Raw genomic sequence first — 23,024 nt, 5'->3', positions numbered from 1 at the left:
ATAGGCAGATAATATAAAAAAGCAGGAGGGATAAATGGGAGACATTCTTGGGCTCGTTGCAAAACGGCTCGGTATGGGACTGCTGATTCTACTGATCATTTCAGTCATCATCTTCTTTATGGTTGAACTGCTACCCGGCGATATCGCCGAAGCGGTTCTGGGCCAAGGAGCGACCGAGGAAAACGTCAGGGTTCTGCGCGAGCAGATGGGCTTGAACGATCCGGCACTGTTTAGATATTTCGAATGGCTGAAAGGGGCAGTAGTGCTCGATTTCGGCAGATCTATCGTAACGCAGGAAACCGTGATGAGCGTAATTGGCGAACGATTCCGCAACACCTTGTTTCTCGCCACCTACGCCGCCGTTATCGCCGTTCCTTTTGCCATCATCCTCGGTGTGATCGTCGCGCTTTTGCGTAACTCGGTCTTTGACCGGGTGGCGAACGTGCTGACGCTGACGTCGATTTCCAGCCCAGAATTCTTCTTGGGTTACATCCTGATCCTCTTTTTCTCGGTCAAGTGGGGCATGTTCCCCGCCATCGCCAGCTTGAACGACAGCATGTCGTTCTGGGATTTGCTAAACCGCACATTCCTACCGGCGCTGACGCTGGTTCTGGTCGTTACCGCGCATATGATGCGCATGACGCGCGCCGCGATCATTAACCTGCTGGCCTCTCCCTATATCGAGATGGCCAAGCTGAAGGGGACGCCGCCCTGGAAGGTCATCGTGCGCCATGCGCTGCCCAATGCGTGGGCGCCGATCATCAACGTGGTCGCGCTGAACCTTGCCTATCTCATCACCGGCGTTGTGCTGGTCGAGGTGGTCTTTGTTTATCCCGGTATCGGGCAGGCACTGGTCGACGCGGTCAGCAAACGTGACTTCCCGGTGGTGCAGGCTTGCTGCCTGATCTTCGCCGCGACCTTCATCCTGCTCAATCTTGCGGCAGATGTCGGCGCGATCCTGACCAATCCGCGCCTGCGGCATCCGAAGTAAGGGAGAAAAAACATGGAAGATATTTCGGCCCTTTTATTCTTTGGCCTCACGCCCTCTACCTTCGCGCTTACCTACTTTACGGCGCTCATCGTCGCCTCTTGTGTGACGGCGTTCTACAACCATCGCCAGCCGTTTATGATGATCTTTTCACTGACCCTCGTGTCGATCATCGTGGGTATCATCGGCGGCGTGCACGCGCTTTGGGTAATCGCGATGATCGCTTTCGTGCTCGCTATGGCGGCCATGGTCTCATATGCGTTCCGCGAGTTCCTGATCCTGATTGCGTCCACCGAAATGGCCAAGGAATTGCGCACCGCACCTCTGACCGCCGCATTCGGTATGTTCGTGATCTTTATCTACGCGATTGCAGGTATCTTTGCCCCGTGGATCGCCCCTCATGGCGAGGCCGAGATTATCTCGTCGGCCTTCGCTCCGGCAGACAGCAATATGCTGCTTGGCGCCGATCAACTGGGCCGCGATATGTTCAGCCGTCTGATCTATGGCACGCGCAACTCTGTCGGTCTCGCGCTGACGGCGACGCTGCTGGCATTCTTCATGGGGGCGTTCGCGGGTCTGCTGGCGGCTACCAAAGGTGGCTGGCTCGATAACCTGCTGGCGCGGTTCGCCGATGTCATCATGTCGATCCCGTCGCTGATCTTTGCCCTGTTGATGCTGTCGATCTTTGGCCCGTCGATGCCAGTGATCATCATCGCCGTTTCGATCATCTATGCGCCGCGCGTCTTCCGCCTGACACGGGCGGTGGCAGGCAACGTGGTGGTGATGGACTATATCGAGGCCGCCAAGCTACGCGGAGAGGGTACCGGATACCTTATCCGCCGCGAGATCCTGCCAAACTCGACCGCACCACTGATCGCCGAATTCGGTCTCGAATTCTGCTTCGTCTTTCTGCTTGTTGCGGGTCTGTCGTTCCTCGGCCTTGGTATCCAGCCGCCTACTGCGGACTGGGGGTCTATGGTGCGTGAAAACGCGACGCTGATCTCGTTTGGCGAAATTACACCGCTTATCCCAGCCGCCGCCATCGCGCTGCTGACCGTCGGGGTCAACTTCGTGGTGGACTGGATGCTGCACCGGTCCTCCGGTTTGAAGGAGTAAAATGCAATGAACGATAAAAAGAAAAAAGACGTCCTGCTCAAGATCCGCAATCTCAAGATCCAAGGGTACACGGACGAAACGTGGGTAGACATCATCAAGGGTGTCGACCTGACCCTGCACCGCGGTGAGGTGATGGGCCTGATCGGAGAATCCGGCGCCGGTAAATCCACCATCGGCGCCGCCGCAATGGGCTATGCCCGTGACGGCACGCGCATCTCCGAGGACAGCTCGATCGAGTTTGACGGAATGGAGCTGACAACCGCGACCGAGGGCGAGCGGCGCGGCCTGCGCGGTAAGCGCATCGCCTATGTGGCGCAATCGGCGGCGGCATCCTTCAATCCGGCGCACAAGATCATCGATCAGCACACCGAGGCCCCGCTGCAATACCGTCTGAAAAAGCGGATGGAGGCGCAGGAGGATGCAGTTGATCTGTATAACCGTCTGCGTCTGCCAAATCCCGAGGAAATCGGGTTTCGCTATCCTCACCAAGTGTCTGGCGGTCAGTTGCAACGCGCCATGACGGCGATGGCGATGTCATGCCGTCCCGACCTGATCATCTTTGACGAGCCGACAACGGCGCTGGACGTCACAACGCAGATCGAGGTTCTGGCCGCGATCCGCGATATCGTCGACCAGTTCGATACTGCCGCGCTCTACATCACGCACGATCTCGCGGTCGTCGCGCAGATGGCTGACACGATCAAGGTGCTGCTGAAGGGCGAAGAGGTCGAGGAGGCGACGACCAAGGAAATGCTGGCCAATCCGAAGGAGGAATACACCAAATCCCTTTGGGCCGTGCGCAGCTTTGAGTCGCCCCAGCGCAGCCGGGAAGGACGCGATTGCCTGATCTCAGTCAAGAACGTCGACGCATCCTATGCATCCGGTCCCAAGATCCTCGACGATGTCAGCTTTGATATCTACGAGGGCATGACCGTGGCCGTGGTGGGCGAATCCGGCTCGGGTAAGTCAACAGCCGCGCGGGTGATTACCGGCCTTCTGCCGCCGCAAAAAGGGGAAATCCTGTTCAAGGGAGAGCCGTTCCCGGTGGATTATCGCAACCGCAACAAAGAGCAGTTGCGCCAGTGCCAGATGATCTATCAGTCGGCCGATACCGCGCTGAATCCGAAGGTCAAGATCAGCGAAATCATCGGACGGCCTGCTAAGTTCTATTCCGGTCTGACGGGCGTCGCGCTTAAAGGCCGCGTTGACGAACTGCTGGACCTGATCGAGCTGGAGCCGTCGAAATACTATAATCGCTATCCAGCAGAATTGTCGGGGGGCCAGAAGCAGCGTATCGGCATCGCCCGCGCGCTGGCGGCCGAGCCCAGCTTTATCGTCTGCGACGAGGTGACATCAGCGCTGGATCAGTTGGTCGCCGAGGGCATCCTGCGCCTGCTCGACCGCCTTCAGGATGAGTTGAACCTGGCCTATATGTTCATCACGCATGATCTGGCCACTGTGCGATCAATCGCCGATGAGGTGGTGGTCATGCAGCACGGCAAGGTGGTGGAGCAGGGTCCAAAAGACGAGATGTTCCGGCCCCCGCACCATCCCTATACCGACCTCTTGCTCAGCTCGGTTCCCGAGATGGATGCGGACTGGCTCACCACTCTGCTGGAAGAGCGTGGACTAGAAAATCTGGGCGAGGCTGCGTCGAAAAAGATCGATCCCGGCGACAAGAAGATCATGCCTTCGGACGCGTGATCTGCTAGGCAAAAGTCCCTTGGGAAAACAAAAGAGGCGGATGGAGCACCATCCGCCTCTTGCCGTTTTGATCCTTGCCGAAGCGGATCAGGTCATCGCCAACCCGGTCAGGACCATCGTGCCGACAATAACGGCATAGACGATAAGTACGGTCGGGAAGTTAGCGCTGTGAGCGCGCAGTTCGCGGTTCAATTGATCTCTGGTCATGGCGATATCGCTTTTAGCCTTGGGGGCAGGGGCACTCCGGACCCTGTTCCGAAATTGGAAATTGGCGCATGGGGGGTGTCCCATTCGCCGCTGCATTTGCTGAAACTCTTGTAAAGGACCGGATGCGATATCCGGTCCAGTCTTGCGTGTCAGGTCATCGACATCGCAGACAAAACCATGGTCCCAACGATTAGACCATAGACAAAAAGAACAGCAGGCCAGGTGGCACTATGCATGCGAAGTTCGCGGTTTAGTTGATCCCGGGTCATGGTTGCCTCCTTTATGTGGCGTTTTCGACTGCTGAGCGTCTCGTTAGCTCTGATCCGCATTTATCTATCTTTGCGGATAAAGCAATGGCAAAATCGCTAAAATTATATGCGTCTTCTGCATGGCAGATGTGCCCAGTGCGCATGGATGAGGAGAGCCACCTCAAGTCATTGAGAAGTCGCAGGAAAATATAAGTTTTTCCACACGGGTGGCCGCGCTCAAGTTTATCCTGTCACGCTGATATGACAAGACAGTCACACGTCGTGAGCCGCCCTGCAACGCAGCGCCACAAACTATGCGGCCTGCGGGCCCTGCAACGGCATCACCGTGAGGTCGCCCTCAGTGCGGGCCTGCATCGCCTGTGCAGCCGCCAGAGAGGCCGCAGCAGTGGTGAAGTAGGGGATCTTGTCATAGAGCGCGACAGAGCGGATCTCGCGGCTGTCCTCGACCGACAGGGCGCCTTCGGTCGTGTTCATGACAGCTGCAATCTCGCCATTCTTTAGCATGTCGACGATATTTGGGCGGCCCTCATACACCTTGTTGACGGTGGTGCAATCAATGCCCTGCTCGGCCAGAAAGGCCGCCGTGCCGCGCGTCGCGACGATGGTGAAACCCATGCCCGTCAGGATCTGCGCCGTCTCGACGATTTGCGCTGTTTTGTCGGCATCCTTGATCGAAAAGAAGACCGCCCCGCTGGTCGGCAAATCCACGCCCGCACCCATCTGCGCCTTGAGGAACGCGCGGGCAAAGCTGACATCCCAGCCCATCACTTCACCGGTCGACCGCATTTCTGGCCCGAGGATCGTATCGACACCGGGGAAGCGGGCGAAGGGCATGACAGCCTCTTTGACGGAAAACCACGGCATCGCATAGTCAGCCAACGTCATCTGGTCGGCCATCGGCAGGCTACCGGGGGTCGCGCCGCTGGGGTAGGCGCCGCGATGCGGAAAGTTGCTTAGCGGCTCGCCCGCCATCAGGCGCGCCGCGATCGACGCGATAGCTGAATCAGTCGCTTTGGCGACGAAGGGCACGGTGCGGCTGGCGCGGGGGTTCACCTCAATCAGGTAGATATCCTTGTCCTTGACCGCGAATTGCACGTTCATCAGGCCGATGACCTTGAGCGCGCGAGCGAGTTCGACCGTCTGCCGCTCAATCTCGGCGATGATTTCGGCGCTGAGCGTGTAGGGCGGGATCGAACAGGCGCTGTCACCGGAATGGACGCCGGCCTCTTCGATATGTTGCATGATGCCGGCCACATGGACATTCTCGCCGTCACAAAGCGCGTCGACATCACACTCAATCGCGCCTGACAGATAGCTGTCCAGCAGGACGGGGCTGTCGCCGGATACGACGACCGCCTCGGCGATGTAGCGTTCCAACTGGGCCATGTCGCGCACGATTTCCATCGCCCGCCCGCCCAAGACGTAGGAGGGGCGGATGACCAGCGGAAAGCCGACCCTTTCAGCGATGGCAAATGCCTGCGCATCGGTCGACGCGATGCCGTTGACGGGCTGTTTCAGGTCCAGCCGATTAACCAGATCCTGAAAGCGCTCGCGATCTTCGGCGAGGTCGATGGCGTCGGGCGAGGTGCCGAGGATCGGAATACCTTCTGCCTCCAGCGCATTTGCTAGCTTGAGAGGGGTCTGCCCGCCGAACTGCACGATCACGCCATGTAGCGTGCCGTTTTGCTGCTCAACGCTCAGGATCTCCATGACATGTTCGAACGTCAGCGGCTCAAAATAGAGCCGGTCGGAGGTGTCATAGTCGGTGCTGACCGTTTCGGGGTTACAGTTGATCATGATCGTCTCGTAGCCCGCATCCGACAGCGCATAGCAGGCGTGGCAGCAGCAATAGTCGAACTCAATCCCTTGGCCGATCCGGTTCGGTCCGCCGCCAAGGATCACAACCTTTTTGGCGTCCGAAGGACGTGCCTCGCACTCGACCTCGCCCATCATAGGCGCCTCATAGGTGGAGTACATGTAGGGCGTCTGCGCCTCAAACTCCGCCGCGCAGGTGTCGATCCGCTTGAACACGGCGGTAACGCCAGCGGCGCGGCGTGCAGCGCGCACGGCGACCTCAGTCTGGCCGGTCAGAATAGCAAGGCGGGCATCGGTAAAGCCCATCATCTTGAGGTGGCGCAGACCGGCCTCATCACCGGGCAGGCCCGCGGCGCGCACCTCTGCCTCAGTCTCTACAATCTCGCGGATACGGGCTAGGAACCATGGGTCATACATCGTGACCAAGTGAATGTCGTCGTCGCTCAGCCCGTGGCGCATGGCTTGCGCAATCACGCGAATACGGTCTGGCGTCTGCTTGGCCAGCGCGCGGGTGACAGCGGCCACATCAGGCGCGCCCTCAATGACGATTTCGTCAAAGCCGGTCAGGCCCGTCTCTAGTGAGGCCAGCGCCTTTTGCAGCGATTCGTGGATCGTACGGCCGATGGCCATCACCTCGCCAACCGATTTCATGGCAGTTGTCAGATGCGGCTCGGAGCCTTGGAACTTCTCAAACGCAAAACGCGGAATTTTCGTTACAACATAATCGATGGTGGGCTCAAAGCTGGCGGGCGTGACTTGCGTGATATCATTGTCCAACTCGTCCAGCGTATAGCCGACGGCCAGTTTCGCCGCGATCTTGGCGATGGGAAATCCCGTCGCCTTGGAGGCAAGCGCGGAGGAGCGCGAGACGCGCGGATTCATTTCAATCACCACCATGCGCCCGTCGGCAGGGTTGATCGCCCATTGCACGTTCGATCCGCCAGTCTCCACACCTATTTCGCGCAGGACTGCGATGCTCTGGTTGCGCATCACCTGATACTCTTTGTCGGTCAGCGTCAGGGCAGGGGCCACTGTGATAGAATCGCCAGTATGCACGCCCATTGGATCGACGTTTTCAATGGCGCAAACGATGATCGCGTTATCGGCGCGGTCGCGTACGACCTCCATTTCAAACTCTTTCCAGCCCAGCAGCGACTCGTCGATCAAGATCTGATTGACGGGTGACGCGTCGAGGCCGGTCTTGCAGAAGTGCTCGTAATCGTCACGGTTGTAGGCCACGCCGCCACCCGTGCCGCCAAGGGTAAAGGCGGGCCGAATGATCGCAGGAAGTCCAACGTATTCAATCGCATCCATGCATTCCTTCATGGTGTTAGCGATCGTCGCCTTGGGGTTTTCGATGCCCAAACGGTCCATCGCCTCGCGAAATAACTTGCGGTCCTCGGCCATCTCAATGGCCTCGCGGTTCGCGCCGATCAACTCGACGCCGAATTTTTCCAGCACGCCCATGTCCGCGACTGCCAGCGCGGTGTTCAGGCCGGTTTGCCCGCCCATCGTGGGCAGCAGGGCATCGGGGCGCTCTTTTTCGATGATCTTGGCGACGATTTCCGGTGTGATTGGCTCAATATAGGTAGCGTCAGCTAGGCCCGGATCGGTCATTATCGTCGCAGGGTTCGAGTTGACGAGGATGACGCGATACCCTTCTTCGCGCAGCGCCTTGCAAGCCTGGGCCCCGGAATAGTCAAACTCGCAGGCCTGCCCGATGATGATGGGACCGGCCCCGATGATCATGATGGATTTGATATCGTCGCGCTTCGGCATACCGGTGTCCCCGCTTGGCAGCAATGGTTGCGCAGGCCCGCCGGATGCCGTCAAAACGCAGCCATGTGGCGGGCGCGCAAAGTGTTGGCGGTTATATCCATGCCGCGCCCCGGCGCAAGGGCTAGCGGTGGCGCGTTTCAATCAGCAGGGCTGATTTCCCCTGTTTTTCGCTCGCGCGGCGCTCTAGGTAGCGAAGTGCGGCTAGCATTGCGGGGAGGTGCCGGTGGAAATTCGTTTCGATCATGGGCCGGGGGGCATGGATGCATGCCTCTTTGCCGCGCCGCGCCGGATGATCTTGGCCAAGTGTGCAAAGGACGTGCCTGCCGCGCTCGCCGCCCTCGATGGCGCGCGGGCGGCTGGTGCATGGCTCGCCGGCTATGCCAGCTACGAAATGGGTTATGCGCTTGAGCCGCGCCTCGCGCCACTGATGCCACCGCGCCGCCGCCTGCCGCTGCTTTGCTTTGGTGTTTATGATGCGCCGACGCCCGCGCCCGACTTGCCGCAGGGAAGCGCCAGCCTCAGCGATCTGGCACCGGCTTGGGACGAGGCCCGCTATAGCGAGGCCTTCCGCACTGTCCACGACTATATCGGCGCCGGGGATATCTATCAGGCGAACCTCACCTTTCCACTCACCGCGCAGACGACCGGCGATCCTGCTGCGCTCTACGCGGCCCTCGCGGTCCTTCAGCCTGTCCGCTTTGGCGCGCTGGTAACGCAAGCGGACGGCCCCTCGATCCTGTCGCGCTCTCCCGAGCTGTTCTTTCGCACGGACGCGGCGGGCCGGATTGAGACACGCCCCATGAAAGGCACGCAGCCTCGCAGCGCTGATGCCGCCGAGGATGCGCGGCGCCGCATGTTTCTGGCCAGCGACGACAAGAATCGCGCCGAAAACTTGATGATTGTTGACCTCTTGCGCAACGATCTCAGCCGCATTTGCAGCGCCGGAACCGTAACCGTGCCAGAGCTTTTCACGGTCGAGAGCTATAGCACCGTGCACCAGATGACCTCGCTGATCACGGGCCAGATGGCGGCAGGCGTCGGCCTCGCGGAAATCCTCGCAGCGCTCTTTCCCTGCGGATCGATCACTGGTGCGCCCAAGCTACGCGCGATGCAGATATTGGCGGCGCTAGAGCAGGCCCCGCGCGAAATATACTGCGGAACCATCGGCTGGGCCGCGCCAGACGGGCGCGCAGAGTTCAACGTCGCCATTCGCACGCTTTTACTAGAGCGCGGCCATGCCACGCTGAACGTCGGCGGCGGGGTCATCCACGACAGCACGGCAGAGGCCGAGTATGAGGAGGCGCTGTGGAAAACACGCTTCGCGCAACTGAAGAGCTGATATACCCCAGCTTTGCCCTGACCGAAGCAATCCTGCAGGTGCCAAACGCCTGCAATCGCCCACCTCCCAAGGCTGTCACCAGAGGATCTGCCAGTGCCGCGGCATTCTATGTTAGCAACGCGCTCCGCGGCCCGATCCCCGCAGACCTCATCCTTTCTTCTTGCTGAAAATATCCCCGCCGGAGGCAATCCCGCACGCACGCCTTGCCCCGCCGCCCAGTATTTTTCAAACCCGCGCCAGCGCAGTGCGGCCCGTCCGCGCCCCTTGACTTTGCCGCGCGGGGCATGTGTATCGGCCACACGCCAGACCAGCCCACCGCGCCGCGCGGCAGGCCCGCTTAAGAGGGAATTTCCGATGCACGCCTATCGCAGCCATACCTGCGCCGACCTGACGAAATCAGACGTGGGCGACACTGTGCGCCTGTCAGGCTGGGTCCACCGCATCCGCGACCACGGCGGCGTCCTTTTTATTGATCTGCGCGATCACTACGGCATGACGCAGCTTATCTGCGATCCTGACAGCCCCGTCTTTGCCCAAGTCGACGCCGTGCGCAGCGAATGGTGCATCCGTATCGACGGCAGCGTCAAGGCGCGCGACGCCGCTTTGGTGAACCCCAAATTGCCGACTGGCGAGGTCGAGGTGTTTATCCGCGACATAGAAGTTCTGGGCGCGTCCAAGGAACTGCCACTGATGGTGTTTGGCGATCAGGAGTACCCCGAAGAAACACGGCTGAAGCATCGCTATCTGGACCTGCGCCGCGAGGCGATGCAGCGCAACATAACCCTGCGCAGCGATGTCGTCGCCTCGATGCGCCGCAGGATGTGGGATCAAAAATTCCGCGAATACCAAACGCCGATCATCACCGCGTCGTCGCCTGAGGGCGCGCGCGATTTTCTGGTGCCGTCGCGCCTGCACCCCGGCAAGTTCTACGCGCTCCCCCAGGCGCCGCAGCTGTTCAAGCAGCTGATCATGGTGTCGGGCTTTGATAAATACTTTCAGATTGCGCCATGCTTTCGCGACGAGGACCCGCGCGCCGATCGCTCACCGACTGATTTCTACCAGCTCGATCTCGAGATGTCGTTTGTCGAGCAGCAGGATGTTTTCGACACGATTCAGCCCGTCGTCCAGGGCATCTTTGAAGAGTTCGGGAAGGGCCGCGCTGTTGACACCGAATGGCCCCAGATCAGCTATGCAGACTCCGCGCTTTGGTATGGCACTGACAAGCCTGACTTGCGCAACCCGATCAAGATGCAGGTCGTCAGCGAGCATTTCGCAGGCTCCGGATTTGCCATCTTTGCCAAGTTGCTGGAGCAAGAGGGCACCCAAATCCGCGCCATCCCTGCGCCCGGCGGTGGGTCGCGTAAATTCTGCGACCGCATGAACGCATTTGCACAAAAGGAAGGCTTGCCGGGGATGGGGTACATCTTCTGGCGCGATCAAGGCGAAGGGATGGAAGCCGCCGGCCCACTGGCCAAGAACATCGGGCCTGAGCGCACTGAGGCGATCCGCCAGCAATTGGGCCTTGGCGTTGGCGACGCCGCATTCTTCCTTGGCGGGAAGCCATCTGCGTTCGAGCGTGTGGCAGGCAAAGCGCGCACCGAGATTGGCAGTGAGCTAAAGCTGACGGATGAAAACCGGTTCGCTTTTGCGTGGATCGTCGACTTCCCGATGTACGAGGCCGATGAGGAGACGGGCAAGATCGACTTCTCGCACAATCCTTTTTCGATGCCGCAGGGCGGGCTGGATGCGCTGCAAGGCGATCCTCTAAAAGTGCTGGGATATCAATATGATCTGGCGTGCAATGGATATGAGCTGATTTCGGGCGCGATCCGTAACCACCGCCTCGACATCATGATCGCCGCGTTTGAAAAGGCAGGCTATGACGAGGCCGAAGTGCACAGCCGTTTCGGCGGGCTCGTCCAGGCGTTCCAATACGGCGCGCCGCCCCATGGTGGCTGCGCGGCGGGTATCGACCGCATTGTCATGCTGCTGGCGGACGAGGCGAACATTCGCGAGGTCATCATGTTCCCGATGAACCAGCGCGCCGAGGATCTGATGATGAACGCCCCCAGCGCGCCAACATCAGATCAACTAATGGATCTGGGCCTGCGGGTCATTCCGCAGGAGTGATCCTGCAATCAGGTGCCGCGTGGGCGGGCGGGGGCAAAACCCTCGCCCGTTTTGCTATTCTTGCCCCAGTGCAGGATCGCCCGACGCCCGCACCAGCCGCGTCAGATCGCTGAGCGAAGATTTTTGCTGGCCCGTGCTATCGAAGTTTGACGCATCCAGCCACAGGCGAAAGGCCTCGTCCAGAGCAGGCCATTCAGCGTCGATTGCAGCGAACCACGCGGTGTCGCGATTGCGTCCTTTGACCACGACCGCTTGCCGAAAAATCCCCTCATAGCTCAGACCCAGCCGCTGCGCTGCCCGGCGCGACGGCATATTAAGCGCATCGCATTTCCACTCATATCGGCGGTAGCCAGCTTGAAATGCCCAGGCCATCATCAGATACATTGCCTCGGTCGCCGCGACGGTGCGCTGCAACTGCGGCGCCATGGCGATATAGCCGACCTCAATCGATCCTGCCTGCGGTTTGATCCGCAAGAATGACGCCAACCCGCCATAAGCCTCGCGCGCGATGTCGTAGATGGCGAAAAAGACATAGTCAGGCGATGCCGTAATTTCGCGCATCCAGCGGTGAAACTGCGCTGATGAGGCGAATGGCCCAGTGGGCATGTAATCCCAGACGTCATCGTGCCCGTCAAATGCGCTGTATAGCAGCGCCGCGTGGGCCTCGGCGTCCAACGGCTCTAGCCGGACATGAGTGCCCTGCATGTGCAGGTCAGCGGGTGCTGGCGGCGGCGTCCAACCCTCCACAACAGGGCCGAGGGGGCGGGGATCACTCATTTTTGGCGTCTCGCTTTGGTTATTTTGACCATCATAGGGCGCACGCGGCGCAGCGAAAGCGAATTTTAGAGGGTTAGGCGCGGATCCTGCCATGTTGAGTCCGGTGGCGCGCCGGACCCTCGTGCGCAGCATCATGGCGCAAGCGAGGGTCCCGCAAGTGCAGTCTTTCGGCGTTACATCGCTGCCCGGTTGGTCAGCCGCTCTTGCACGAGGCCGGCGACCTGCGCCAGATGTGTGTTCAGGGCCGCGCCAGTGCGTCGCTGGTTCGACAGTGCATCAGCCGCCTGCGCCAGTTGCATATCATCGGCCGAGCGTGCGACGCCGACCAGAAACTGTGCCACGTAATCTAGCACCGGGCCGTCCGAATGCTCGTCCAGCAGGTTAGAGACGTGCGCCATGTCGTCGCGATAGGCCAGTGGGTCGGGGCACACATCCTCATTTCGCAAGACGCGGGGACCGGTAGGCTGACGATCTTGGGGCAGGGTCGCGAGGATTGTCTGCTGAAAAACGCCCAAATTCGTCAGTGGTTTGTCGATAAAACCATCTGCACCTGCGGCGATGGCACCTGCCTCGCTGCCATCCATACCGCTGGCGCCAAGGATGCTGGCAACGCGCGGGGTGGCGGCGGCTAATTCCTCGATCAGGTCCAGGCCCGATCCGTCCGGTAGACCCAGATCGATGATCACCACAGACGGGCGGTAGACCTGCAAGTGCCGCCGGGCAGAGCGCAGGCAGTCCGCGCGTCTGATACGTGCGCCCGAGTGCAGGCACATCAGCCGCATCGCATCGCAGGCGTAAAGGCTATCTTCGACCACCAGCACCGTCATTCCCAATAGCGGGCGGGCGGCGGTGGGGTTGATGATGGGGGTCAGTACCGGCAGATCGTCCATGCTCATCTCTCCTGTTGGCAGCATTGATGACAACAGCGTTACGCAGACTTGGCTAACGGGGGGTTAACGCATGCGGCGAAATTCAAGCGTTGCGCAGGGTAGCCACACCCCCGTGCGACGCATCGCCCGCTTGCCTCTGCGCTGCACGGGTCGCATAACAGGACTAAACAGGCCTCAACTATCCCCGAACGCCACAAAACAAAGGATAAGCCATGATCGGACGCCTCAATCACGTCGCTATCGCTGTGCCCGATCTCGCCGCTGCGATCGCGCAATATTCGGGCGCATTGGGCGCGAACGTGGGCGCGCCGCAGGACGAGCCGGATCATGGCGTGACCGTCGTTTTCATCGAGTTGCCGAATACAAAGATCGAGCTTTTGTACCCTCTGGGCGACGGCAGCCCGATTCGCGGCTTCTTGGACAAGAACCCGGCGGGCGGCATTCATCACATCTGCTATGAGGTGGACGACATCGCCGCTGCGCGCGCGCAGTTGACCGCGTCAGGCGCGCGCGTCCTGGGGGATGGTACGCCCAAAATTGGCGCACACGGCAAGCCTGTGATCTTCTTGCATCCCAAGGATTTTAACGGGTGTCTGATTGAGTTGGAGGAAGTCTGATGAGCCCCGTCTCTGGTTTGGTCCTCTTTGTGATGATTTGGGCCATGACGTTCTTTGTCGCCATTCCGATTCGCCTGCAAACCCAAGGCGAGGCAGGCGACGTGGTGCCCGGCACGCATAACGGATCGCCCGCGCGCCACGATCTCAAGAAAAAGGCATGGATCACTACCGCCGTCGCGATTGTCATTTGGGCCATTGCAGCGTGGTGCATCCTGTCAGGAGCTATAACACTGGACGATATCGACCTGTTCAGCCGGTTCGGCCCCGGTCCGGTCGAAGGGCGTGGACTAGGTGGGTAAAGGTCGCGGCACCTAGAATCGGAATTACCAGATTAAGCAGCGGTATCGAAAGAGGGATCGCCATCAGAACACCCGCGCCCCAGACCCGCAGCCAGTGACGGCGCCGCAACTCTTGCGCGCCTGCCCGGCCCAGTCGGCGCATCGCCGCCAGCTGGAAATACTCCCGGCCCAGCAGATATCCATTCAACGCCCAAAAGATCGCGAATGCCCCAAAGGGAAGCGCGATATAGAGGACAAGCGCCAGAAGGTTCACGCCGATTAGCACACCCAGAAACCCCAGCGTATCGCGGAGCGTATCCATCCATGGCATCCGGGGGACAGGTGGCAGATCTGGATAGTGCCGCGCCTCGACCGCCGCCGCGACATCATCAAGGAAAAAGCCGGTGATGGCAGACGCCACTGGAACCATCAGGAAGACTGACATTACCAGCATCGCGATCAGGCTGGTCCAGCCCAGCAGGTCGTCCATCCACCGCACCTCGCCCAGCAGGGGCAGGGTGACGGCGTCGCCGGTCAGCCATGAAATAGACAACAAAACCGCCACATAGATCGCAAAGAGCAGCGCCAGCGTCAGGGCGACGCCCAGAATTAGCACCCGGCGAAATCGCGGATCGCCCATCTGTGCCAGCGCTTTGGTGAAGGAGGTAAAGATCACTCAGGCAGCCACGTCGTGATCGCGGCGATGTCGGGTCGGGGCCGCTCTGGCGGTGCGCTGGTTTCGGTGCCGATGTGGATGAGCCCTGCGACCCGCTCGTTTGGGGCAAGGCCAAGTGCGGCTGCGGCAAAGCCTGTATCATGGCTTGCCCAGCCGCTTAGCCAGTTTGCACCCCAACCGGACGCAAGCGCGGCGTTCAACAGCGCAAGGCAGACTGCCCCGGCGGAATAGGTCTGCTCGATGGGGGGCACTTTGTGCGAGGGGCGCTGCACCTCGATCACTGCGACGGCCAGATGGGCATCCGCAAATTGTTTCTGCGCCTTCGCGACGGACTCGGCGTCCAGGCCCGCCGCATGGCTGGGGATCGCATCCGCCAGACGCACCAGCGCGCCGCGCTCAAGCACAACAAAGCGCCACGGCTCCAGCTTGCCATGATCCGGGCTGCGCGCGGCCATCTCTAGCATCGGGATCAGGTCGGCGCGGTCCGGCACTGGCAGGCCCAGCGTCTTGGCCGGGCGCGAGCGGCGGGTGGCCAGAAAATCCAGCACGTCGGGGCGGGGGGTCGGCATGGCGAGGCTCCGGGGGGTCAGGTAACAGGTGCCTTATGTCGTGCCGGCGCGGCGCGGGGTCAAGTGTTTGGTGCAAAGGGGCGGTGCGAGACGCTTTTGACTAGGCCGCGCGGCGCGCTAGATGACTTGTCTCGCGCGCGGCAGTACCCCCGCCGGATCGGCGGTAGCTTGCACGCGCACTCAATTCTACGCGCAATCGCGCTTTTACTTGGCGGCGGGCGTGGCTAAGTTGCAGGCAACCGCATTACCCGGAGGAATTCGATGAAAAAGCTCACCTTGCTCTGCGTTCTGGCACTGGCTGCCTGCGACGTGGCGCCTCAATCCACGGGCGCGCCTTCTGGCCAGCGCGCCGTGCAGCCTGCCAAGGCACCGGGCGTTCCCACATCGGGCAACATCGCGCAGTTTAACGCCGTGGTTGCCTCGGTCGAGCCTGTGGCCGAGCAGGAATGCCGGGCGCGCACGACGAACCTAAACTGCGACTTCCGCATCGTCGTTGATGACCGGCCCGGTCAACCTGCCAACGCCTTTCAAACGGTTGACCAGCAGGGCCGCCCCATTCTGGCCTTCAACCTCGCGCTGATCGCCGAAGTGCGCAACCGCGACGAACTGGCGTTTGTCATGGGGCATGAAGCGGCGCACCACATCAGCGGCCACCTTGAGCGCCAGCGCAACAATGCGATGGCTGGCGCGGTCCTCTTGGGCGGACTGGCGTCAATCACTGGCGCCGGGCAGGGCGCGATCCAAAACGCGACCGACCTTGGTGCTGGCCTTGGCGCGCGCACCTATTCCAAGGATTACGAGTTGGAGGCAGACGCCCTCGGGACCGTTATTACCAAGCGGGCTGGATATGATCCGGTACGCGGGGCTGCGTTCTTTACCCAGATCGCAGATCCCGGCGACCGTTTCCTAGGAACGCACCCGCCCAACGCCAAGCGGATCGAAACGGTCCGGCGGGTCAACGACAGTCTCTGAGTGCAGCAATGCACCAACTGACCGGCATCGTCAGCGACCGGGGATCGAAATACGCGGTCTCCGGTGGCCCCGCCACCTCGCGCGAGGAAGTGGACGCGTTTCTCAAAGAGCTGAAACAGGCCAAGAAGTTCGCCAAGGCGACCCATAATACATGGGCGGTCCTGCTGCCGGACGGTACCCCGCTAAAGGGCGACGACGGCGAGGCGGGGGCCGGTATGGTTATCGTGAGAATGCTTGAGCGGGCGAAGCTAACCGGCCAGATCATCGTCGTCACGCGCTGGTATGGCGGCAAACATCTGGGCGGCGACCGGTTTCGTCACGTCCAGACCTGTGTGGACGCATGGCTGGCCGAGTTTGCCGGGTAGCGCTCTGGCAGTCGTCAGGCGTGCAGTTTGCCCCACAGATCATATTCGCCCGCCTCGTCCACCTCGACACGCACCAGATCACCGACCGACAGGCCATCCGTTCCCTCATCAATAAAGAGGTTACCGTCAATCTCGGGGGCATCCGCCTTGGTGCGGCAGGTGGCGATGCCATCCTCGTCGATGTCGTCGATCAGCACATCTTGGAACGTGCCGACCTTGGCTGCCAGTTTGTCCACTGAAATGGTCTGCGCCTTTTCCATGAAACGGTCCCAGCGCTCCTGCTTGACCTCCTCAGGTACATGGTCAGGCAGATCGTTAGATCGCGCACCTGCGACGTTTTCGTATTTAAAACATCCTACGCGGTCTAGCTGCGCCTCGTCCAGCCAGTCCAACAGGGTCTGAAACTCTGCCTCCGTCTCGCCGGGGTAGCCGACGATAAAGGTGCTGCGTAGGGTAATATCGGGACAGACATCGCGCCATGCCGCAATTTCGTCCAGCGTTTTGGCCGCTGCCGCAGGGCGGGCCATACGGCGCAGTACATCGGGGTGCGCGTGCTGAAATGGGATGTCGAGGTATGGCAGCACTAGGCCCTCAGCCATCAGTGGGATCAACTGGCGCACATGCGGATAGGGATAGACGTAATGCAGCCGCACCCACGCCCCAAGCGAGCCCAGATCGCGCGCCAGATCGGTGATATGGGCGCGGTGGCCGCGCTCCTCCGCGTGCCTGATATCGACGCCATAGGCCGAGGTGTCTTGGCTAATCACCAGCAACTCGCGTACGCCATTATCAACCAGCTTTTCAGCCTCGCGCAGCACTGCATGAGCGGGCCGCGAGGCGAGGCGGCCACGCATGTCGGGGATAATGCAGAACTTGCACTTATGGTTACAACCCTCAGAAATCTTTAGATAAGAGTAGTGCCTCGGTGTCAGGCTAACGCCGGATGCGGGCAGCAAATCAATGTAGGGATCGGGCCGGGGCGGCACAGCGGCGTGAACCGCATCCAGCACCTGCTCATACTGGTGCGGGCCAGTAACGGCCATCACGCTGGGATGCGCGCCAGTGATGTATTCTGGCTCAGCACCGAGGCAGCCCGTTACGATCACGCGGCCATTCTCGGCCAGCGCTTCGCCGATCGCGGCGAGGCTTTCGGCCTTGGCCGAATCCAGAAATCCGCAGGTGTTCACGATCACCGCATCGGCCCCGGTATAGTCGGGCGAGATGCCATAGCCCTCGGCCCGCAGGCGTGTCAGGATGCGCTCGCTATCGACCAACGCTTTGGGGCAGCCCAGCGACACCATGCCGATATGCGGCTGGCCGTCACGTTTGGGGCTGGGCGTCAGACGCGCACGGGCCAGATCGGGGCGTAGGTCGGGGGGATTGGTGCTCATCAGCGCGATATAGGGCACGCGCGACCTGTGCAAAAGGGGCAAACTATTGCAGGGCCGTAGGCGCGGCCCTAAGCTGCGTTGCAAAAGGCGGCATCCACGGCCGCCAAAGGCAATGAGGCTGCACATGAAATTCCTTTTGAAAATTCTTGGCTTTGTCCTGATCGCCGCGATCCTTGCAGTCGGCGCGCTGTTTTTCCTGCCTGGCGAGCGGATAGCCTCTATCGCCGCCGAGCGGATCAGCAGCATGACGGGGCGCGAGGTTACGATGACTGGCGACACCTCGATCAGCTTTTACCCCGTCCTCGGCATCAGCACCGGCAAGACGACCATAGCGACAGCAGACTGGGCCACGGGCGGCCCAATGCTAACCGCAGACAGCTTGAAGTTGGGCGTTGATCCGATCGCGCTGATCCGCGGCGAAGTGCGCATTACCGGGCTGGAGGTTGCCAGCCCCCGCATCGTGATTGAGCGCGATAAGGCCGGACGCGGCAACTGGGAAATCGGCGTCGACGGTGTCGCCACAACCGGACAAGGCACTGCCGGGGGCAGCACTGGTGGCAACGCTGCTGCGGGCAGCGGAACAGGCACACAAGGCACATCCGAGGCGAGGTCTAACGCGCTGGCCCTCACGCTGGATCGCGCGCTGATTACCGATGCATCTATCGTCTATATTGACGCGCAGTCGGGCACGCGGCGCGAAATGAACGGCGTTAGTCTGGACGTAACATGGCCCAGCTATGGCGGCGAGGCGAATTTCGACGTGGTCCTGCGGCCTTCCGGGCAAGACGTGCGCATTGCGGGGCACATCGACAAGTTTGGCCCATTCCTAGAGGGCGCGGTTTCCCCGCTGAAGGTGACGGTATCCACCGGGGGTGGCACGTTCGACATTGATGGACGCGCCAGCACTGCACCCCAAGTGGACGGGCAGATGACCGCCGATATCAGCAATACCGCCCAATTTCTGGCCGCGCTTGGCCTGCCAGCGGCGGAGTTACCGCAGGGCTTGGGCCGCGAAATTGCAGCCAAGGCGCAATTTAACCTGACCAAAGATATCCGCATTTCGCTGCGTGATATGACGCTGGGGCTGGGCGGCAATACCCTGACTGGCGCGGCGGATATCGTCACGGATGGCGCCCGTCCGCGCATCACCGCACAGTTGAACGCGGGCGCGTTAGACCTACGGGCGCTTACAGGCGGTAGTAGTAGCGCTAGTACTAGCAGTGGCGGAAGCGGCGGCGCGGTCAGCACCGGAGCAGGGACCACCGGAGGGGGCACCACCAGCAGCAGCAGCGGCGCGCCAGCCGTAGATGGCTGGTCCCAGGCAGCCATTGATGCAAGCGCGCTAAGTGCAGTCGACGCAAACGTCTCGCTGGTCGCCTCAAGCATTGATCTGGGGCAATTCAAATTCGGCGCGGCTAGCATCCTGCTGACCATTGATGCGGCCCGCGCCGTGGCCCAGCTAAAACAGCTGGAGGGGTATGGCGGAACGCTGTCGGGCCAAGTGGTCGCCAACAATCGCTCAGGCCTATCGGTCGGCGGTGATCTGATGGCGCGCGGCATTGATATGGAGCGTCTGTTGACGGACGCCGCAGGGATCACCCGATTCTCTACCACAGGCACCGCCAGCCTTGATTTCCTCGGCGTCGGCCAGTCCGTCCATGCGATCATGAACAGCCTCAGTGGCAACCTAAAGGTGGCAACAGGGCGCGGCGTCATCAGCGGCTTTGATCTGGATCGCCTGATGCGCACGGGCGATGGCAGCGGCGGGACCACCGTCTTTGACGAGGTTGCGGCCAGCTTTGCCATCTCTGGCGGTAATATGCGCGGCAACGATTTAAAAATGTCGATGCCGCTGGCTACAGCAACGGGCGAAGGCCGTATTGGGCTGGGGGCGCGCGATATCGACTATCTCTTTACCCCTGTCCTGCTGCAGGGCGAGAACAGCCGCGGCCTTGCCATACCGGTGCGTATCCGTGGGCCTTGGTCGAACCCCTCGATCCGCCCCGATCTGGAAAAGGCGATCGACCTCAACTTCAAAGAAGAGCGCAAGAAGCTGGAAAAGAAAGCCCGCGAAGAGGTCGACAAGGAGATTGGTAAATTCGTCGAAAAGGAACTGGGCGTAACCGTTGGCGAGGGCCAGTCGGTCGACGACGCGATAAAAGACAACGTCAAGGAACAAGCCGTGAAGGAACTGTTCAAGCTGTTCGAATAACGCCTTCAGGCATCCGAGGCCTGCAAATCAAAAGCCCCGCCAGATTGGCAGGGCTTTTGACTAAGTTATGAATGGAGGAGGCCTTAACGCCTGCGGTCGCGCCGCGAGCTCATTGGCTGGAACGCGACACCGACATGCGCCTCGCAGTAAGGCTTGCCGGCCTGAACCGTCAGGCCGCAAAACCAGAAATCTTCTGTCGCAGGATCGCCAACCGGCCATTTGCAGGTGCGCGACGTCAATTCCATCAGGTGCAGCCGCTTGGCCTTCTTCTCGACCTCGCTGACTTTCGCCAGCGCCTTGGGGTCGATTTCGTTTGTAGAAGGCTGCGGAGGCAGCGGCTGGCCCGCCGGAATGATCGGCTTGATGCGGGTGACGGGCGCGGCGGGCGCTTCCTCCTCCTCCGGTTCGACTTTAGGCTCCGCCTTGGCGGCAGGCTTGGGCGCGGCCGCCTTGGCGGACGGCTTTGACGGGGCCTTTGTAGCAGGCTTTGCTGCGGCGGCATCTGCACCAGCGCTCGTCCCTGCTGCTGCCGCACCAGCGCCGCCATTGCGGTTTGACAGACCAAGGCGGTGCACTTTGCCAATCACCGCGTTACGGGTGACGCCGCCAAGTTCCTTGGCGATCTGGCTGGCCGATTGGCCCTCGCCCCACATTTTCTTTAGTGTCTCGACACGTTCATCGCTCCAGGACATGGCCCGTTCCTATAACTTGGGACGGCGCCAATGGGCGCGGCGACCCGCAAATTTCCTGAGTGCCCTATTCTAATCACTCACGCCTGAGTTACAAGACGTCGAATCAGGCGGCGTGCCATTGCTGCCACGCACGAGGGCGCCCACCGCGCTGCAAATACTAAGGAAACAAGCGATGCATGATTTTGCACAAATGGGCACACGCCGCTTTGGCCGGGTCAATTGGCTGGGGCTTGCTACGCTCTGCTCGCGCGAGATGCAGCGCTTCTTGGCGGTCTGGACGCAGACGTTGCTGGCGCCGCTGGCCACCGCTGCGCTGTTTTTGCTGATCTTTACCATCGCTATCGGCCCCGCACGCGGGGATGTGATGGGCGTGCCGTTCACGCATTTTATCGCACCGGGCATCCTGATGATGACTGTTATTCAAAACGCCTTTGCCAACACATCGTCGTCGATCGTCATTGGCAAGGTGCAGGGTAATATCGTTGACACGCTCATGCCGCCGCTCAGCCCGGCCGAGCTGGTTATCGGCTATCTGGTGGGGGGCATCGGGCGCGGCCTTTTTGTCGCGGTCGCTATCTCTGCTGGCCTTGCGATATTCCTTGAGATCATGCCGCAGCACCCTTTAATGCTGATCGGATACGTTATTCTGGGATCGGCCTTTATGGGGGCAGTGGGCATTGTCGCGGGCATTTATGCCAACAGATTTGACCAGATGGCTGCGATCACGAACTTTATTGTCACGCCTCTCGCGTTTTTGTCGGGCACATTCTATTCGGTCGACGCGTTGCCGCCCGTCCTGAGGGCGATCACGCATTTCAATCCGATCTTTTATTTGATCGACGGCCTACGCTACTCTGTGCTGGGCGTATCGGACAGCGCGCCTGCGCTGGGCGCAGTCGTCGCGACTGGCTCGACACTGGCGGTTGCGGCAATCGCACTGGTGATGTTCACGCGCGGCTACCGGTTGAAAGCATAGGGCAGGGCGCGGCCCGATTGACAGGCACGGCGCGCTAGGTCACTCCTTGTCGCCTTGACCCACACGAAAGCGCTGCCATGATCCCGTCCGTCCTGCCCACCTATAACCGCGCACCCCTCAGCTTTGTGAAGGGCGAGGGCGCTTGGCTGATCGAGGCGGATGGCCGCCGCTTCCTAGACCTTGGCGCCGGCATCGCGGTCAATGCGCTGGGCCATGCGCATCCTGCGCTGGTTGCGGCGCTGACGGCGCAGGCGCAGCAGCTGTGGCACACGTCGAACCTCTATACCATTCCCGCCCAGCAAGAGCTGGCTGACCGTCTGGTTGCGGCCACCTTTGCCGATACGGTGTTTTTCACCAATTCCGGCACCGAGGCGTGCGAGCTGGCAGTCAAAATGGCGCGCCGCCACTTCCACGACGCGGGCCAGCCCCAGCGTACGCAGATCATTGCGTTCAACGGCTCCTTTCATGGTCGCTCTGCCGCCGGGATCGCGGCAGCGGGCTCCGAGAAAATGACGCACGGCTTTGGTCCTCTCCTGCCCGGATTCACCCACCTGCCATGGGGCGATCACGACGCGCTGACGGCCGCGATTGACGACGATACAGCCGCAATCCTGATCGAGCCTGTGCAGGGCGAAGGCGGCATCCGCCCGCTGCCTGACCAGTGCCTCAAAGGCTTGCGCGATCTTTGCGATCAGCATGGCATCCTGTTGATCCTTGATGAGGTGCAATGCGGTATGGGCCGGACCGGGCGCCTCTTTGCCCATGAATGGGCGGGGGTCGAGCCTGATATCATGATGGTCGCCAAGGGCATCGGCGGCGGCTTCCCTCTTGGCGCGGTCCTTGCCACCGAACATGCCGCAAGCGCGATGGTTGCTGGTACCCATGGGTCCACCTATGGTGGCAATCCGCTGGCCTGCGCCGTCGGCAACGCCGTGATGACTGAAATCGCCGATGAGGATTTCCTCCAAGGCGTGCGCGCACGCGCCGGGTACATGCGCCAACGGCTTGAAGGGCTGGTGGCTGCGCATCCGGACGTCTTTGAGGAGGTGCGCGGCACCGGCCTGATGCTGGGCCTGAAATGCAAGATGCCGAATACGGACGTGCTAAATGCCTGCTATGCGCAGCTTTTGTGCACCGTGCCCGCCGCCGACAACGTCTTGCGCCTGCTTCCCCCGCTCAACATCACCGAGGCCGAGATCGCGGAGGCGCTGAACCGCCTCGACAAGGCCGCCACCGCGCTTTCTTCTTGCTGAAAATATCCT

At 61.0% G+C, this 23,024-nt stretch carries 19 protein-coding genes; 12 read left to right on the top strand and 7 right to left on the bottom strand.

Annotated features, from left to right (window positions below; all coding sequences use genetic code 11):
* Positions 1-34: 34 nt before the first annotated feature.
* The 3 genes from MK6180000_RS09585 to MK6180000_RS09575 are packed head-to-tail and all read left to right on the top strand — an operon-like array spanning position 35 to position 3,808.
* Positions 35-991 carry an ABC transporter permease gene (locus MK6180000_RS09585; protein ID WP_138934526.1) on the top strand — a complete coding sequence of 319 codons (957 nt, stop codon included), beginning with the start codon at positions 35-37 and terminating at the stop codon, positions 989-991.
* A 12-nt stretch (positions 992-1,003) separates the two neighbouring features.
* Entirely contained in the window at positions 1,004-2,104 is a 1,101-nt protein-coding gene (locus MK6180000_RS09580; RefSeq protein ID WP_138934525.1) for an ABC transporter permease, read from the top strand.
* Positions 2,105-2,110: 6 nt separating this feature from the next.
* Entirely contained in the window at positions 2,111-3,808 is a 1,698-nt protein-coding gene (locus MK6180000_RS09575; RefSeq protein ID WP_138934524.1) for an ABC transporter ATP-binding protein, read from the top strand.
* Positions 3,809-4,575: 767 nt separating this feature from the next.
* Here the strand turns inward: MK6180000_RS09575 and carB are convergent.
* Positions 4,576-7,878 (bottom strand): carbamoyl-phosphate synthase large subunit, encoded by a 3,303-nt coding sequence (gene carB / locus MK6180000_RS09570; protein ID WP_138934523.1) that lies wholly within the window; start codon positions 7,876-7,878, stop codon positions 4,576-4,578.
* 223 nt (positions 7,879-8,101) lie between these two features.
* On the opposite strand from carB, the gene MK6180000_RS09565 reads away from it, so the two are divergent.
* Positions 8,102-9,217, top strand: coding sequence for an aminodeoxychorismate synthase component I (locus MK6180000_RS09565; RefSeq protein ID WP_138934522.1), 1,116 nt, complete (start codon positions 8,102-8,104; stop codon positions 9,215-9,217).
* Between the two features lie 354 nt (positions 9,218-9,571).
* Entirely contained in the window at positions 9,572-11,347 is a 1,776-nt protein-coding gene (gene aspS / locus MK6180000_RS09560) for an aspartate--tRNA ligase (RefSeq protein WP_138934521.1), read from the top strand.
* A 54-nt stretch (positions 11,348-11,401) separates the two neighbouring features.
* Here the strand turns inward: aspS and MK6180000_RS09555 are convergent, their stop codons facing one another.
* Positions 11,402-12,124, bottom strand: a complete 723-nt coding sequence (locus MK6180000_RS09555) for a GNAT family N-acetyltransferase (protein WP_138934520.1) — start codon at positions 12,122-12,124, stop codon at positions 11,402-11,404.
* A gap of 173 nt (positions 12,125-12,297) precedes the next feature.
* Positions 12,298-13,014 carry a response regulator gene (locus MK6180000_RS09550; protein WP_138934519.1) on the bottom strand — a complete coding sequence of 239 codons (717 nt, stop codon included), beginning with the start codon at positions 13,012-13,014 and terminating at the stop codon, positions 12,298-12,300.
* Positions 13,015-13,226: 212 nt separating this feature from the next.
* Here MK6180000_RS09550 and mce point away from each other — a divergent pair, with 212 nt between their 5' ends.
* Together mce and MK6180000_RS09540 are read left to right on the top strand one after the other, a co-directional pair.
* Positions 13,227-13,631, top strand: coding sequence for a methylmalonyl-CoA epimerase (mce, locus tag MK6180000_RS09545; protein ID WP_138934518.1), 405 nt, complete (start codon positions 13,227-13,229; stop codon positions 13,629-13,631).
* A complete protein-coding gene (locus tag MK6180000_RS09540; protein WP_138934517.1) occupies positions 13,631-13,930 on the top strand; it encodes a DUF1467 family protein in 300 nt (99 codons plus the stop codon). The genes mce and MK6180000_RS09540 overlap by 1 nt, the downstream gene beginning before the upstream one ends.
* Here MK6180000_RS09540 and MK6180000_RS09535 read toward each other — a convergent pair.
* Both MK6180000_RS09535 and MK6180000_RS09530 read right to left on the bottom strand, forming a co-directional pair.
* Positions 13,881-14,585, bottom strand: coding sequence for an EI24 domain-containing protein (locus MK6180000_RS09535; protein WP_138934516.1), 705 nt, complete (start codon positions 14,583-14,585; stop codon positions 13,881-13,883). The two genes, MK6180000_RS09540 and MK6180000_RS09535, sit on opposite strands and share 50 nt — an antisense overlap.
* Positions 14,582-15,154, bottom strand: a complete 573-nt coding sequence (locus MK6180000_RS09530; RefSeq protein WP_138934515.1) for a nitroreductase family protein — start codon at positions 15,152-15,154, stop codon at positions 14,582-14,584. Before MK6180000_RS09530 ends, MK6180000_RS09535 begins: the two co-directional genes overlap by 4 nt.
* 261 nt (positions 15,155-15,415) lie before the next feature.
* On the opposite strand from MK6180000_RS09530, the gene MK6180000_RS09525 reads away from it, so the two are divergent.
* Both MK6180000_RS09525 and MK6180000_RS09520 read left to right on the top strand, forming a co-directional pair.
* Positions 15,416-16,126, top strand: coding sequence for a M48 family metallopeptidase (locus tag MK6180000_RS09525; RefSeq protein ID WP_138934514.1), 711 nt, complete (start codon positions 15,416-15,418; stop codon positions 16,124-16,126).
* 8 nt (positions 16,127-16,134) lie between these two features.
* Entirely contained in the window at positions 16,135-16,491 is a 357-nt protein-coding gene (locus MK6180000_RS09520) for a YigZ family protein (protein WP_138934513.1), read from the top strand.
* A gap of 14 nt (positions 16,492-16,505) precedes the next feature.
* On the opposite strand, the gene rimO is transcribed toward MK6180000_RS09520, so the two are convergent.
* Positions 16,506-17,882, bottom strand: coding sequence for a 30S ribosomal protein S12 methylthiotransferase RimO (gene rimO / locus MK6180000_RS09515; RefSeq protein WP_138934512.1), 1,377 nt, complete (start codon positions 17,880-17,882; stop codon positions 16,506-16,508).
* 124 nt (positions 17,883-18,006) lie between these two features.
* Here rimO and MK6180000_RS09510 point away from each other — a divergent pair, with 124 nt between their 5' ends.
* The gene (locus MK6180000_RS09510) at positions 18,007-20,094 is read left to right on the top strand and encodes an AsmA family protein (RefSeq protein ID WP_138934511.1); all 2,088 of its coding nucleotides are present in this window, start codon (positions 18,007-18,009) and stop codon (positions 20,092-20,094) included.
* Positions 20,095-20,177: 83 nt separating this feature from the next.
* On the opposite strand, the gene MK6180000_RS09505 is transcribed toward MK6180000_RS09510, so the two are convergent.
* On the bottom strand, positions 20,178-20,786 hold the full coding sequence (locus MK6180000_RS09505; RefSeq protein WP_138934510.1) for a GcrA family cell cycle regulator: 609 nt from the start codon (positions 20,784-20,786) through the stop codon (positions 20,178-20,180).
* A 172-nt stretch (positions 20,787-20,958) separates the two neighbouring features.
* On the opposite strand from MK6180000_RS09505, the gene MK6180000_RS09500 reads away from it, so the two are divergent.
* Entirely contained in the window at positions 20,959-21,762 is an 804-nt protein-coding gene (locus MK6180000_RS09500) for an ABC transporter permease (protein ID WP_246040477.1), read from the top strand.
* A 77-nt stretch (positions 21,763-21,839) separates the two neighbouring features.
* Positions 21,840-23,015, top strand: a complete 1,176-nt coding sequence (locus MK6180000_RS09495; RefSeq protein ID WP_138934509.1) for an aspartate aminotransferase family protein — start codon at positions 21,840-21,842, stop codon at positions 23,013-23,015.
* The last annotated feature ends 9 nt before the right edge of the window (positions 23,016-23,024 follow it).

It is taken from the genome of Roseovarius arcticus, from assembly GCF_006125015.1.
In the GTDB taxonomy this organism is placed as follows: domain Bacteria; phylum Pseudomonadota; class Alphaproteobacteria; order Rhodobacterales; family Rhodobacteraceae; genus Roseovarius; species Roseovarius arcticus.
This window is presented reverse-complemented; position numbering and strand designations above follow the sequence as displayed.

What these genes read in the sequence shown, in the direction of transcription:
- MK6180000_RS09580 (WP_138934525.1), top strand. Translation starts at nt 1,004, where the DNA reads ATGGAAGATATTTCGGCCCTTTTATTCTTTGGCCTCACGCCCTCTACC.
- MK6180000_RS09575 (WP_138934524.1), top strand. Translation starts at nt 2,111, where the DNA reads ATGAACGATAAAAAGAAAAAAGACGTCCTGCTCAAGATCCGCAATCTC.
- MK6180000_RS09530 (WP_138934515.1), bottom strand. Translation starts at nt 15,154, where the DNA reads ATGCCGACCCCCCGCCCCGACGTGCTGGATTTTCTGGCCACCCGCCGC.
- aspS (WP_138934521.1), top strand. Translation starts at nt 9,572, where the DNA reads ATGCACGCCTATCGCAGCCATACCTGCGCCGACCTGACGAAATCAGAC.
- MK6180000_RS09525 (WP_138934514.1), top strand. Translation starts at nt 15,416, where the DNA reads ATGAAAAAGCTCACCTTGCTCTGCGTTCTGGCACTGGCTGCCTGCGAC.
- MK6180000_RS09585 (WP_138934526.1), top strand. Translation starts at nt 35, where the DNA reads ATGGGAGACATTCTTGGGCTCGTTGCAAAACGGCTCGGTATGGGACTG.
- carB (WP_138934523.1), bottom strand. Translation starts at nt 7,878, where the DNA reads ATGCCGAAGCGCGACGATATCAAATCCATCATGATCATCGGGGCCGGT.
- rimO (WP_138934512.1), bottom strand. Translation starts at nt 17,882, where the DNA reads ATGAGCACCAATCCCCCCGACCTACGCCCCGATCTGGCCCGTGCGCGT.
- mce (WP_138934518.1), top strand. Translation starts at nt 13,227, where the DNA reads ATGATCGGACGCCTCAATCACGTCGCTATCGCTGTGCCCGATCTCGCC.
- MK6180000_RS09550 (WP_138934519.1), bottom strand. Translation starts at nt 13,014, where the DNA reads ATGGACGATCTGCCGGTACTGACCCCCATCATCAACCCCACCGCCGCC.
- MK6180000_RS09510 (WP_138934511.1), top strand. Translation starts at nt 18,007, where the DNA reads ATGAAATTCCTTTTGAAAATTCTTGGCTTTGTCCTGATCGCCGCGATC.
- MK6180000_RS09555 (WP_138934520.1), bottom strand. Translation starts at nt 12,124, where the DNA reads ATGAGTGATCCCCGCCCCCTCGGCCCTGTTGTGGAGGGTTGGACGCCG.
- MK6180000_RS09495 (WP_138934509.1), top strand. Translation starts at nt 21,840, where the DNA reads ATGATCCCGTCCGTCCTGCCCACCTATAACCGCGCACCCCTCAGCTTT.
- MK6180000_RS09540 (WP_138934517.1), top strand. Translation starts at nt 13,631, where the DNA reads ATGAGCCCCGTCTCTGGTTTGGTCCTCTTTGTGATGATTTGGGCCATG.
- MK6180000_RS09500 (WP_246040477.1), top strand. Translation starts at nt 20,959, where the DNA reads ATGCATGATTTTGCACAAATGGGCACACGCCGCTTTGGCCGGGTCAAT.
- MK6180000_RS09520 (WP_138934513.1), top strand. Translation starts at nt 16,135, where the DNA reads ATGCACCAACTGACCGGCATCGTCAGCGACCGGGGATCGAAATACGCG.
- MK6180000_RS09505 (WP_138934510.1), bottom strand. Translation starts at nt 20,786, where the DNA reads ATGTCCTGGAGCGATGAACGTGTCGAGACACTAAAGAAAATGTGGGGC.